The organism is Bradyrhizobium sp. USDA 3240 (genome assembly GCF_054063295.1).
In genome coordinates, this window is record NZ_JBSSGD010000002.1 from 2,883,675 (window position 1) to 2,895,807 (window position 12,133).

Here is a 12,133-nt window from a genome sequence, read left to right on the forward strand (position 1 = left end):
CGATCCAATCTCATCACACTCAGAACTTGTAGACCGCGCGGGCGTTGCTGTTGAAAATCTTGCGCCGCTCGGCCTCCGTCAGCGGCGTCTTGAAGGCGTAGCGCGCGTCGTCATAGTCCCAGTGCGGATAATCCGACGAGAACAGCAGCCGGTCGATGCCGACCCATTCGATCAGCTGGCGCAGGTGCTTGGCTTCATCCGGCTCGTCGATCGGCTGGGTCGTGAACCAGAAATGCTGCTTCACATATTCGCTCGGCTTGCGCTTCAGATGCGGCACCTCGCTGCGGAAGCGCTCGAAATGCTGGTCCATCCGCCACATCGTCGCCGGGATCCAGCCGAAGCCGCCCTCGATGAACACGATCTTCAGTTTCGGGAAGCGCTCGGGAACGCCTTCCAGCACAAGGCTCGTGAGGTTCGAGGCCACCGTATGCGCGTTCGACTGGTGCTCCTCGCAATAATAGGACGGCCAGCCACCGCCGGTCGGCGCATGCCCGCCATAGCCGCCGACATGGATGCCGAGCGGTAGATCGAGCTCTTGCGCGCGCTCGTAGATCGGCCAGTAGCGGCGGCGGCCGAGCGGTTCGTTGGCGCGCGGCGAGACGTTGATCTGGATGTACTCACCGGTTTTGGCGCAGCGGTCGATCTCGGCGAGGCCGAGGTCGGAGCCGTCCTGCCCGACCAGGATCGAGGCCTTCAGGCGCGGATCGCGGTGCGCCCAGAACGCGAGCTGCCAGTCGTTGATGGCGCGCTGGATCGCGGCGCCGAATTCCAGGTTCTGCTGCGAGAAGATGAAGAGGTCGAGCACCTGCAGGATGCCGAACTCGACATCGAACGGATCGAGATGCTGCTTGCGCATGAAATCGAGGTCGGAGCCGGGCACGCCGCCGGTCGGCGGCCAGGCATCGCGCCGCGCGATCAGCGGCGAGGAGCGCGGATACGGCGTCGTGCCGATGTAGGGCGTACGCAGATGGCTGCCGTATTCCTTCAGATGCTGCTGCCAGCGCTTCGGCAGGAACTCGTTGAGGTCGCTGTGCGCGTGAATGCTCGGATGGATGTCGCAATCGATGATCTTGAGCCGCGTCGCGGCGGCCGTCTCCTGGTCGAGCATCGGGCGGTCGATGACGTCACTCATGCGATCCTCCATTTTGTTTGGCGCATGATCTATTCGGAAAACCGGTTCCCACTTTTCCGGATCATGCGCGCGAACTACGAGTTGAGCTTCAGGCGCGGAAAGGTTTCCAACGGGTTGTCTTCGCACATCCGCTTGACGAGGCTATCAGGCAGATGCGGCGGGACTGGATCGTCACCGTCGAACTGCCAGTGCGGATAGTCGGATGCAAACAGGAACATCTTGTCGGAGCCGATCTGGTCGATGATGTCGGCGACACCGGTCGCATCCATCGGCGCGTCGAACGGCTGCATGGTGACGCGGAAATGGTCGCGGATGATCGCGGCCGGCTCGCGCTCCACCCACGGCACCTCGACGCGGACGCCGCGCCAGGTCTTGTTGGCGCGCCACATGAAGGCGGGCAGCCAGCTCACGCCCGACTCCATCAACACGACAGTCAATCCCGGATACTTTCCGAACACGCCCTCATAGATCAGGCTCAATGTCTGCGCCTGGAACGCCTGCGCTTCGGCCAGATAATATTCGTAGCGATAGGACGGCCAGCCGACCGAGCTCGGCGCGCCGCGGTAGGCGCTGCCGGCGTGGATCGCGATCGGCAGTTTGTGTTTTTCCGCGGCCTGATAGATCGGCCAGTAGTGCCGCCGCCCGAGCAGCATCTCGCCCTGCGAGGGCACCAGCACCGAGACGAAGCGGTTATCGCCGGCGCGGCGCTCGATCTCCTCGACCGCAAGGTCCGGTGCCTGGATCGGCACCACGATCGAGGCGCGCAGCCGCGTGTCCCTGGCAAGCCACTCGGCCGCGATCCAGTCGTTGATCGCCTTGCAGAAGTCCGCCGCCATGTAGGGATCGAACACCGCCTGCGCGCCATAGACGACGTTGCAGATCGCGTGGCTGGCGCCGAGCTGGTCGAACGCGCTGCGCTGCACCATGACGAGATCGCTGCCGGGCTTGCGGCCGTCGGCCGGCCGCCAGTCGGCGCGGCCCGACAGCGGCATCGACGGCGGATAGGAGTTGAGATCCAGCCCATCGATGGCGCGGCTGACGACCTGTTCCTTCCAGTGATCGCTGAGATACGGCAGCAGCGTGGTGCGCGTTCCCCCCACCGCGGGATGGATGTCGCAGTCGATGCGCGTGGCCGCCATGGCGTTCCTCGAAGTGAAATTCTTGTCTTGGTTGTTGGCGGCACCGCTGCCGCGCAGCGGACTGTGACGCCGATGGCGCGATCGTGCAAGCGGGTCCACGCGGGGCCGCCCTGCCCTGTGCGCGCAGCGGCCTCACGTGAAGTTGCAGAATGGCATGTGAACGGCATCACCCATGCGCGCCGTCAGACATGCTAGCGATTTCGCGTCGCGGAAAGCGCAGCTTCGGGAGACGGGAATGAGAGTTGGAATGAGGCTTGACCGATTGGCGATCCTCGCATGTTCATTGTCGCTGGCCTCGTCCGCCGCATGGGCCGCGCCCGCGACCACGTCCGGCTCGGTCGCGTTGGCGCTCGCCGGCGTGGTGGCGCCCTACTCGCCGCTGCCGGCCAGGGAGAAGAAGGCGGTCGCCGCGTTCTTTGGCGGCGACAGCAATGTCCGCACCACCAGGAAGATCACCATCACCGCCGACAAGGTCGTCTGCCGCGCCAGCAATGTCGACATCACCTCGCGCTCCTGCGCGCTGACCTTCGGCAGCAGGACCCACACCGTGAAGGGCCGCGAAGCCAACGCGATCTACGCGACCGTGGCGCTCGCCGGCGTTCCCGGCGACGGCGCCGCCGGGACGATCTACGAAGCACTGTCGAAACTGTCCTGCACACTCGATCCCGCCGTGATCAAGGACAAGGCCGGCGGCGGCGCCGACTGCAGCTTCGAGCCGGGGAATTAGTCCGGGCTCAAGCTACGACGACGACGCCCAGCCTGGCAGCCACGCGGCGTGCGGTTTCCTCCCGCTGCGCCGTGATCGCGCGCACGGCCTCGCGTGACTGCTGCAGGATCTCGGGTGGCGCGGTCTCCGGCGTGCCGCTGTCGAACGGCGGCTCCGGCGCATACACCATATAGAGCTGGATCGCTCGCGCCGCATCGTCGCCGCGCAATTCAGCCGCGAGCCGCAATGCGCCATCGATGCCTGCCGTGACTCCGGCGGTAAAGACAAAGCTTCCGTCCACCACCACGCGTTCGTTCACCGGCGTCGCGCCGAAGAACGGCAGCAGATGAAACGACGCCCAATGCGTCGTCGCCCTGCGCCCCTTCAGAAGGCCCGCCGCTCCGCAGATCAGCGCGCCGGTGCAGACCGAAAAGATGCGGCATGCTCCCGCCGCCTGCCGGCTGATCCAGCCGAGCACTTCCGCGTCCTCCATCAGGGCTTGCTGGCCAAAGCCGCCCGGCACATGCAGCACGTCGAGCGGCGGCGCTTCGGCCAGCGTCGCATCCGGTGTCAGCCGCAATCCCTTGATGTCGCGGACCGGCTCGGCGGTCTTGCCGTAGATGCGGTAGGTCGAATTCGGAATCCGCGACAGCACCTCGAACGGCCCGGTCAAATCGATTTGATCGACGCCTTCGAACAGCAGTGATCCGATCCGCAAGTGGACATCGTGAGCAATCATCGCACTTCCCTCAAACTTTCTTTGCACTATGGACAAAGCGAATCTAGCGCGGCAGGTTTCGGCGATGACGCCAACCAGCCCACGTTTCTCGCCAAACGGCCGCCGCCTGATCGAAGTGCTGGCTTACCCGGCGGTGCAACTGCTCGATGTCACCGGGCCATTGCAGGTGTTCGCTTCCGCCAACGCGCTGGCGGCGAGGGCAGGCAATGCCGAGCCATATGAGGTTCGCGTCGTCGCCAAGGACGGGCCCACGATCGAAGCATCGGCCGGTGTCGGGCTCGCGGTGCACCCGCTGCCTGCCGTCAGCACAGCGGTCGACACGCTGGTGATTCCGGGCGGCGACGGCGTCAACGCAGCGGCGGCCGATCGCGCTTTGGTGGACTGGGTACGCGGACGCGCCGGGCGGGCACGCCGCACCGCATCGGTCTGCACCGGCGCGTTCCTGCTCGCCGCATCGGGCGTTCTCGATGGCCGACGTGCCGCGACCCATTGGCAATTCTGTTCGGAACTCGCCGAGCGCTTTCCCGATGTTCGTGTCGAGTCCGATCCGATCTTCGTGCGCGACGGATCGTTCTGGACGTCGGCCGGCGTCACCTCCGGCATCGATCTCGCGCTGGCCCTGCTGGAGGAAGACCTCGGCCGCGCGGCGGCGCTTGCCGTCGCTCGCTATCTCGTGGTGTTCTTCAAGCGGCCCGGCGGACAGGCGCAGTTCAGCGAAATCCTGTCGCTACAGACGACCGACGACAGGTTCGGCGCGCTGCATGACTGGATCAGCGGCCATCTGGCCGACGACCTCTCGCTTTCGACGCTGGCGAAGCAGGCCGGCATGAGCGAGCGCAGCTTCAGCCGGCACTACGCCGATGCAACCGGATTGACGCCGGCACGCGCGATCGAGCGATTGCGGGTCGAGGGCGCCCGGCACCTGCTCTCGGAGACGCGCTTGCCGGTCAAGCGAATCTCGCAGCGCTGCGGCTTCGGGTCAGAGGAGACCATGCGCCGCAGCTTCCTGCGCGTGCTGTCGACCACACCGCAGGATTACCGCGCCAGGTTTGCGCGCTGAAGCGCACGTCGGCCGCATGGCCGACGTGCAATAATTGACGCTCCGGAGAGAACCGGGTCAGCCCTTCCAGGCATGGTCCTGCAATCCCGCCTCCAGCGGTGGATTGGTCACGCTGCCGGTGTAATTCGTGATGGTCGATGCCGCCACGATGGTAATCACTTCAAGCACAAGGTCCTTGTAGAACCCGGCCGCCAGGAATCGTTCGATCTCCTCGTCGTCGAGCCGCCCACGCTTTTCGATCAGCGACCTCGCCAGCGTCGAGAGCGCACCGAGGGTCTTGTCGGCAGGCGAGCGGCCGGCACGCATCGCGTCGACATCCCGGGGATCGAGCCCGGCCTGCAAACCGAGCGCGGAATGCAGTGCGACCGCCCAGGTGCTGCCATTGGTCACCGCATCGGTGAGCAGCACGGTCTGGATCTGCTGCTCGGTGAAGCTGCCGCCGTGAACCTTGTCGAAGATGCCGATGAAGCTCTGGATCAGCACCGGCGACGTCGCCATCGTCGCCGCAAGGTTCGGGATCATGCCAAACCGCGCCTCGACGTCACGCAGTGCCGCCTTCGAGGCTTCCGGGGCGGAGTCGAGCGTATGGACAGGAAAACGTGCCATTGAACTGCCTTTCACTGTGGTGATTGAACCCGAGGCCGCCGGACGCAACCGAGCTGTTGCGATCGACGCGTCGGCATCAGGGTTCGATGGGAGCTATCTAGCCGCGCCCCGACGCGCGCGTTCGCCAAACTCCCCACATTCCACGCCATCCCTGCCGGCCGGTTCGCCCCGCGGGCCGCACGGATGCGCACAAACGCGGACAAGTCGACACAGCGCCATCGGCGGTGTGCCTAAGCTTGCAGGGATTGACCGTTGCGGCAGCTCGGCTTGTCGCCGACGTTCTGCGCGCTCACCTCATCAATTCCGACTGGCGACATGAACCTCATAAAAGCACCCGGCCTTTCGCGTTTGCAGCCCGTGACCTGGTCCACCTGGCTCGCCTGGGAGTTCGTCTCCGCGCTGATCCCCGTCTTCACCGTGCTATCGGCTACCGCCATCGGCAAGCAGGTCTCGCGGACCGCCGAATACCGCGGGCTGATCATGAATGGCCTGCTGGCCGCTGTCGTGCTCGCCACGCTGGCCCCCCACCACTGATGCAGGGGATCGTCCTCAAGTGCATCCTGCCACGGCTGAGCATCGCGGTCTGGTTCCTGGGCGCGCTGCTGTCGTCAGCACTGTGGCTCGTAACGGCCCTGCACGTCGCTGGCCGAGGGCCCCTCGCGATCAGCTTCGAGTCCGAGTTCCGGCTGCAAAGGGCTGCGCTGGCCGAGCGCGTGCACGGCACGCTGACCGCGTCACGTATTCTCGATTTGCCGTGAGGACCGTTTCTGGTCTGGACGATCGTGATCGGTGCGTTGACGTCGTTGATTCCCGCCTGCGTGCTCGGCATAGCATCCGGACGGCGAAGGACAGCGTTGACCTTCCTCAGCGCGTCGATCGTCGGCAGCGTCATCTCGGCGATCGTTGCACAACTCGATCACATGACCATCGACCCGCTATTCCTGGACCGGTGGGCACTCAATGGCCAGCCGTGGTCTCGTCGCCTTCAGGTGCTGGCCGGCCATTTCAGCGCCGGCGCGATCTGGGGCGCGACCACTGCGACTTTCGTGACGCTGATGACGCGAGGTCTGGCGGATACCGCCCCGCCGCGAGACCATGTCCTCGCGCTTCATCGCGCCTGTGGCATCGCCGTGGCATTGATCGCGCTCTTGCCTCTTGCGTTGCTGGCGCCGCTCGCAACCTGCTTTCTGAGACCGTGAGCTCTCGCTGCCGTCGCTTCCGAGGCTCACGCTACGCGCTAGCCCGGTCCTTCACCCGCCGCGTCACGATGCCGAGCAGGCGGCCGAGCGTGCCAGCGGCGGGGCCCTTCTTGCGCGCCAGTGCGAGCGGCGCGACGAGGCCGGTGGCGCGGTCGAGGCGGAGATAGGACACGCCTGCGGTCTCCAGCCGCGCCATCGATTCCGGCACGATCGAGATCCCGAGCCCGGCCGCAACCAGGCTCAGCGTCGACACCATCCGCGTCGCCTCCTGCGCCACCTTCGGGCTGAAACCCGCTGCACGGCAGGCGGCGATGATGCTGTCGTAGAGGCCCGGACCGGTCGGGCGGCGGTAGAGGATCAGCGGCTCGTCGGCGAGCGAGGCCAATGAGATCCGCCGGCGCGTGTCCTTGCGGGCGCGCGGATGATGATCGGGCAACGCGACCAGCATCTCCTCGTCGAGCAGATGCGTGATCGTGAGGTTCTCCAGCCGCTCGCTCGGCGAGCGCACGAATGCGGCATCGAGCCGGTCGGCCTCGACGGCTTCGATCAGCTCGCCGGTCGAGGCCTCTTCCAACGACAGCGTGATCGCCGGCGCGCGCTCGCGCATTTCGCGCATCACCCCGGTGACGAAGGGATGGAAGGCTGCCGACGACGTGAAGCCTATCGCAAGCTGGCCCTCCTGGCCGCGGCTCGCGCGGCGCGCCGCTTCCACGGCGAGCTCGGTGTCGCGCAGGATCGCGCGCGCCTTGCCGACGAAGGCGCGCCCGGCGGCGGTCAGCTCGACCCCGCGCGGCTGCCGGCGAAACAGCGGCGCGCCGATCGCGGCCTCCAGCGCGCGGATCTGCTGGCTCAGCGGCGGCTGCTGGATGCCGAGCCGCGCGGCGGCGCGGGTGATGTGACCTTCCTCGGCGACCGCGACGGCATAGCGGAGATGGCGCAGTTCGATCATCAGGCGATCCATATGCAATAGATATGCAAATTAACTTATCCATATATTGGATATTTGGCACATGGCCAACTAAAGTCAGGTCAGCAACGAACGAACCGGAGCCGCCCCGCCGATGGACGCCATACCCGCCGCACAGACCGCCAAGCACGACGCACCTGATATCGGCGAGTTGTTCACGGGCTTCTTCATTCTCGGGCTGACCGGCTTCGGCGGCGTATTGCCGCTGGCACGCCACATGATGGTGGAGAAGCGCGGCTGGTTGACCGGCGCCGAGTTCACCGACCTGCTCGGGCTCTGCCAGTTCCTGCCCGGCGGCAACATCATCAACATGTCGGTGGCGGTCGGGCTGAAGTTTCGCGGCATTCCCGGCGCCCTCGCTTCGATCCTCGGCCTGATCGCGGTGCCGACCGCGGTCGTGATCGGCCTCGGCGTGATCTATGGCCACTTCGCCGACGACCCGGTGGTGCGTCATCTGTTCGGCGGCCTCGCCGCAGCAGCAGCCGGGCTGCTGATCTCCACCGCAATCAAGATCGCCTGGCCGTTGCGGCGCGATGTGCTCGGCCTCGTCATCGGCGCGCTCTGCGTGCTCGCGATCGCGGTATTCAGATTGCCGTTGCTGCCAACGCTGTTGACGCTCGCGCCGCTCAGCATCGTCCTCCGGTCGAGGCAGGCGTCATGACCGCAACCCTCGTTACGCTCGCCCTGATCTTCGCCGAGCTCTCGCTGCTCGCCTTCGGCGGCGGCAACACCATCCTGCCGGAGATGCAGCGCCAGGTGGTCGACATCCATCACTGGATGACCGCGCAGGAATTCGGCGCGCTGTTCGCGCTGGCGCAGGCCGCACCGGGACCGAACATGATGGTGGCCCCGCTGGTCGGCTGGCATGTCGCCGGCTTTTCGGGCGTATTGGTGACCTCGCTCGCCAAGTTCGGGCCGTCGTCGCTCGTCACCGGCTTCGCGCTTCGGCTCTGGGAACGCTTCAAGGACCGGCCGTGGCGCCGCACAGTGCAGGCCGGGCTCGTTCCGGTCACCGCCGGCCTCGTCACCGCCAGCGCCATCGTCATCACCCGTTCGTCGACCTCGAGCTGGGGCACCATCCTGATCGCGGCCATGGTCGCGATCGCGACCACCACGACCCGCATCCATCCGCTGCTCGCGCTTGCCGCCGGCGCGGTGCTCGGCCTCACCGGCATCGGCCAGCCCTGACGCAAAGCCGTTGCGGCGATGTCGCGTCGTTCCGCGGCACGCGCATGCGCGCTTTCGCCGCAATGGATGCATCGTCATGAGCGGCTATGTTGATGGTGCCATGATCGACATGTTGAGCATCGACACCCGCATTGCGCGCTTCGGCTTGCGCGCTGGACGTCTGCACGCAGGCACTTAGCCGGCCGGCGATCGCGCGCCGTCCGGATTCTCGTCATCGTCAAAATCATAGCTTCATCGAAATCATTCGCTCCGTCGCGTCGCGTCAGACATCCGCGCGACGGCGTCGCCGCGCCTGCGACCAACCGCAAAGATCATCCGACATGACCCGAACCATTCAGAACGACTTCATCGCTGCCGCATTGCCGCCGATCGTGATCACCGCCAGCGAGGCGCATCGCCTCAGCGCGCTGGCCGATTCCAGCATGGCGGTGTTTCCCCGCGTGGCCCAGTTCCTCGCCCGCGAGACCGACCGCGCCCAGGTCGTCGCCGACGATTCCGAACTGCCCGACGTGGTCCGCATGGGTTCGCGCGTGCGCTACCGTGACGACGAGACCGGCGACGTCAGGGAAGTCGTGCTGGTGTACCCGCACGAAGCCGACATCGCGCTGCGACGGATCTCGGTGCTGACGCCGGTCGGCGCCGCGCTGATCGGGCTTTCAGTCGGACAGACGATCGATTTCCAGACCCCGAGCCACCGGACACGCGCGGTGACGATTTTGGCCGTGAAGCAGCAGAGTTAGCGGCGTGTAAGGGAGCCACCGCCGGGAGGGCTCCCTCTCCCCTTGTGGCAGAGGGTTGGGGAGAGGGGTGCCACACGACGTGCTCTCTCCGAATTCGTTGCGGCGACATGCGAACACGATTGCGCGGTCAGAGCCCTCGTCAATCATCTCGCCCGGGGCCACCCCTCTCCCCAACCCACCCCACAAGGGGGGAGGGAGCCTGGTTAGCGCGCTCACCTCACGAGGATAGGTTCCGATACCCGAACGCCGTGTTCGCAATCCTACGCCGCAAGATGGCACTGCCCCATCTCGAGCCCGTGCCGGCGTCCACGCGCGATGCCCTCGGCGATCGCCTTCACGACGATCTCGGCATCATCAGGGGAAAGATGGTCGAGCGGCTGCCAGGCGCGCATGATGTCGCGCGCGCGATCGAGGTCGCCATAGATGGCAAGGAGAGGAAGCGATTTGATCGGCATGTCGGTGGCTCCCAACCGCAAATCTCGTGCGAGCCTACCTCAGCTGAACAAGTCGAGCCATGCGTTCGGCAACCGCGATTGCGCGCTTTTGCCGAGCGCCGACGCATGGCGAGGGCGCTTCCCACCCCCACCATCAAGGTGCGTTCCCGTTACTGGGCGCCCGAGCCGCCCTGCACGATCTTCTCGTTCAGCTTCTGATCGACGGTCTCCACCGTGCGGTCGATCTCGGCGCTCGGCGTGCCGAGCTGGTGCGAGATCAGCTTCACCAGCAGATCGACGCGCTCGATGAACGGCGCGCCGGCGGCGACCGCGCGGGCCGCCGATGACGGCTTGAGCAGGCTTTCAGCCGCCTTGGCGTATTTCGCGAACGGCACCTGATCGGCGGGATCGGCGCCGAGCTTCCGCGCGATGCCGTCGACATGGTCATAGATCGCCTGCGAGCGCGTCAGGTCGCCGTGGACGGCATCGCGGATCGATTGCGGCTCTGTCGGCGTGATGCAGCGGTAATTGCCGGTCAGCAGCATCGACCATTTCGCCAGCGGCACGAACAGCGAATCGAACACTTTCAACTTCACCGGAACGTCCTGGCCGTCGAGCGTCACCGCGTCGATGTCAGCTTCGAGCTCGCGCAGCACCTTGTTGTGCTTGTCGTCGGCGAAGACGGAGGCCTTGAAGTTGGTCGGCAGGCCGACATGCAGCACGTTGGCCTTCTCCTCCGGCGGCCGGAACGCCTGCGGATCCGGCGAGCACAGCGTGACGAGGCCCGGCTCGAAGCGCTCCCAGACCTGGGCGTTGGTGTAGGCCTCCTCGAGGTCCATGCCGGCGAGCGCGGGGATCCGCTTCAGATACGGCAGCGGCGGCATGTTCATGATCGACAGGCAGGGTAGCTTCGCCGCCGCGATCTTGATCATCAGCACGCGAACAGTGTGGTTGGTGTATTGCGGCTCCTGCATCGCAAGGCCGACCATGTCGTAGCGCGACACGTCGACCTCGGCGGGCGTGACGGCGTCGAGCTTGCCCGGCAGGTCGCGTGAGAAGATCGAGCGGTGCTCCTTCTCGTCACGCAGCTTGATCCGAACCTCGGTGCCGTCGCGGTTGATCAGATCAGCGGTGTTCTTGCGGCACACCAGGGACACGTTGTGCCCCGCCATCAGAAGCTTGGTCCCCAGCAGGGAGCCGTAGGAAGCCCCAAGGATCAGAATGTTGCGCGCCATGTTCCCTCTCTCAAAGACCAATCCCGGACCTCTTGCCGGTGGCCCGTGGTATACCAGATACTTGTCTTACGATGTTCCGGCGATCCGGCCAAGCGCCTTGGCGCGATGATGGGGCTTGGTCGGCTTAGGCGCCGAGCGGCATTCTATCCTGCTGATTACGCAGTAGTTTCTGTCCGGTGCGGCTCACCGGCAGCACCAGATTGTCGTCGAGCCGGACGCCGAGCCGGCCGGACTGACGCGTCAGCACGCGGACGGCGGTGTGGGCGACCCAGTGCGACCGATGGATCCGTACCCCGGTTTCCGGGCCCAGGGCTGCGACGGCATCGGCTAGCTTGATCAGGATCAGGGCCTCACCACGATCGGTGCGGACGCGGACATAATGGTCCTCTGCGCTCAGGGACAGGACGGCCGCGCTGCGGAGTGCAAACGGCAATTTCGACCGGAACGAGCAAGCTGTGGCCAGCGGGGACGTCGGCTGTGACGGGGCGATGGCAGGATCGGTGGCTCCGACGGGCACCCGCCGGACCGCCCAGACCAGCGGGCCGAGGAACAGGTTGATGGACAGCACCTGCAGGGTGAGGTCGCGGTAAGTCACGAAGGGAAGTGCCTGCGGCGCCAGCAGCCATAACAATTGTTGAACGATCCAGCCGCCGGCCGGCGCAACCGCTATCGCGACGCCGATCGCGGCCCAGAACGGCTCGGCACCGGAGAACAGATAGCGCCGCACCAGCGCCGTCACGCCAATGACCAGGGTGGTGATCAACAACGCGCCCGCAACGAAATGGACCAGCCGCGTCAGCAACCCCATACCGACATAGGTGCCGAACGCGCCCACGATCGCGAGCCCGACACCGGTCACCACAGGCAGCACCAGCGCGGCGTGGCGCCGCGGCAAGGCCATTGAATCCTGGCGAAAAAGCTCGGTGATGGTCATTGGCGAATAAGAACTGCCGTTCGCGAAGTGGACGTGGACCCGAGACCGCCCCTT

General features: G+C 65.9%; 16 protein-coding genes. 8 read left to right on the plus strand and 8 right to left on the minus strand.

Features of this window, described 5'->3' with window-relative positions:
• Positions 1 to 19: 19 nt before the first annotated feature.
• Together ACVIGA_RS14405 and ACVIGA_RS14410 are read right to left on the minus strand one after the other, a co-directional pair.
• Positions 20 to 1,132, minus strand: a complete 1,113-nt coding sequence (locus ACVIGA_RS14405) for an amidohydrolase family protein (RefSeq protein WP_456666895.1) — start codon at positions 1,130 to 1,132, stop codon at positions 20 to 22.
• A gap of 74 nt (positions 1,133 to 1,206) precedes the next feature.
• Positions 1,207 to 2,271, minus strand: a complete 1,065-nt coding sequence (locus tag ACVIGA_RS14410; RefSeq protein ID WP_456666896.1) for an amidohydrolase family protein — start codon at positions 2,269 to 2,271, stop codon at positions 1,207 to 1,209.
• A gap of 247 nt (positions 2,272 to 2,518) precedes the next feature.
• On the opposite strand from ACVIGA_RS14410, the gene ACVIGA_RS14415 reads away from it, so the two are divergent.
• On the plus strand, positions 2,519 to 2,998 hold the full coding sequence (locus ACVIGA_RS14415) for a hypothetical protein (protein ID WP_456666897.1): 480 nt from the start codon (positions 2,519 to 2,521) through the stop codon (positions 2,996 to 2,998).
• 7 nt (positions 2,999 to 3,005) lie between these two features.
• On the opposite strand, the gene ACVIGA_RS14420 is transcribed toward ACVIGA_RS14415, so the two are convergent.
• On the minus strand, positions 3,006 to 3,716 hold the full coding sequence (locus ACVIGA_RS14420; RefSeq protein WP_456666898.1) for a DJ-1/PfpI family protein: 711 nt from the start codon (positions 3,714 to 3,716) through the stop codon (positions 3,006 to 3,008).
• A 64-nt stretch (positions 3,717 to 3,780) separates the two neighbouring features.
• Here ACVIGA_RS14420 and ACVIGA_RS14425 point away from each other — a divergent pair, with 64 nt between their 5' ends.
• Positions 3,781 to 4,776 (plus strand): GlxA family transcriptional regulator, encoded by a 996-nt coding sequence (locus tag ACVIGA_RS14425; protein ID WP_456666899.1) that lies wholly within the window; start codon positions 3,781 to 3,783, stop codon positions 4,774 to 4,776.
• Between the two features lie 57 nt (positions 4,777 to 4,833).
• On the opposite strand, the gene ACVIGA_RS14430 is transcribed toward ACVIGA_RS14425, so the two are convergent.
• On the minus strand, positions 4,834 to 5,382 hold the full coding sequence (locus ACVIGA_RS14430) for a carboxymuconolactone decarboxylase family protein (RefSeq protein ID WP_456666900.1): 549 nt from the start codon (positions 5,380 to 5,382) through the stop codon (positions 4,834 to 4,836).
• Between the two features lie 252 nt (positions 5,383 to 5,634).
• On the opposite strand from ACVIGA_RS14430, the gene ACVIGA_RS14435 reads away from it, so the two are divergent.
• From ACVIGA_RS14435 to ACVIGA_RS14445, 3 genes are all read left to right on the plus strand, one after another.
• Positions 5,635 to 5,916, plus strand: coding sequence for a hypothetical protein (locus ACVIGA_RS14435; protein WP_456666901.1), 282 nt, complete (start codon positions 5,635 to 5,637; stop codon positions 5,914 to 5,916).
• On the plus strand, positions 5,916 to 6,140 hold the full coding sequence (locus ACVIGA_RS14440; protein ID WP_456666902.1) for a hypothetical protein: 225 nt from the start codon (positions 5,916 to 5,918) through the stop codon (positions 6,138 to 6,140). The genes ACVIGA_RS14435 and ACVIGA_RS14440 overlap by 1 nt, the downstream gene beginning before the upstream one ends.
• 96 nt (positions 6,141 to 6,236) lie before the next feature.
• Entirely contained in the window at positions 6,237 to 6,581 is a 345-nt protein-coding gene (locus ACVIGA_RS14445; RefSeq protein ID WP_456666903.1) for a hypothetical protein, read from the plus strand.
• Between the two features lie 31 nt (positions 6,582 to 6,612).
• Here ACVIGA_RS14445 and ACVIGA_RS14450 read toward each other — a convergent pair whose 3' ends face one another.
• Positions 6,613 to 7,527, minus strand: coding sequence for a LysR family transcriptional regulator (locus tag ACVIGA_RS14450; RefSeq protein WP_456670810.1), 915 nt, complete (start codon positions 7,525 to 7,527; stop codon positions 6,613 to 6,615).
• A gap of 115 nt (positions 7,528 to 7,642) precedes the next feature.
• Here ACVIGA_RS14450 and ACVIGA_RS14455 point away from each other — a divergent pair, with 115 nt between their 5' ends.
• The 3 genes from ACVIGA_RS14455 to rnk all read left to right on the plus strand — a co-directional run bounded on the left by ACVIGA_RS14455 (position 7,643) and on the right by rnk (position 9,476).
• Positions 7,643 to 8,209 (plus strand): chromate transporter, encoded by a 567-nt coding sequence (locus tag ACVIGA_RS14455; protein WP_456666904.1) that lies wholly within the window; start codon positions 7,643 to 7,645, stop codon positions 8,207 to 8,209.
• Positions 8,206 to 8,736 carry a chromate transporter gene (locus ACVIGA_RS14460; protein WP_456666905.1) on the plus strand — a complete coding sequence of 177 codons (531 nt, stop codon included), beginning with the start codon at positions 8,206 to 8,208 and terminating at the stop codon, positions 8,734 to 8,736. The genes ACVIGA_RS14455 and ACVIGA_RS14460 overlap by 4 nt, the downstream gene beginning before the upstream one ends.
• A gap of 320 nt (positions 8,737 to 9,056) precedes the next feature.
• Positions 9,057 to 9,476, plus strand: a complete 420-nt coding sequence (gene rnk / locus ACVIGA_RS14465; RefSeq protein WP_456666906.1) for a nucleoside diphosphate kinase regulator — start codon at positions 9,057 to 9,059, stop codon at positions 9,474 to 9,476.
• 260 nt (positions 9,477 to 9,736) lie between these two features.
• Here rnk and ACVIGA_RS14470 read toward each other — a convergent pair whose 3' ends face one another.
• From ACVIGA_RS14470 to ACVIGA_RS14480, 3 genes are all read right to left on the minus strand, one after another.
• Positions 9,737 to 9,931 (minus strand): hypothetical protein, encoded by a 195-nt coding sequence (locus ACVIGA_RS14470; protein WP_163162778.1) that lies wholly within the window; start codon positions 9,929 to 9,931, stop codon positions 9,737 to 9,739.
• A gap of 149 nt (positions 9,932 to 10,080) precedes the next feature.
• Positions 10,081 to 11,145, minus strand: coding sequence for a ketopantoate reductase family protein (locus ACVIGA_RS14475; RefSeq protein WP_456666907.1), 1,065 nt, complete (start codon positions 11,143 to 11,145; stop codon positions 10,081 to 10,083).
• A gap of 124 nt (positions 11,146 to 11,269) precedes the next feature.
• A complete protein-coding gene (locus ACVIGA_RS14480) occupies positions 11,270 to 12,079 on the minus strand; it encodes a LytTR family DNA-binding domain-containing protein (protein ID WP_456666908.1) in 810 nt (269 codons plus the stop codon).
• Positions 12,080 to 12,133: the final 54 nt, after the last annotated feature.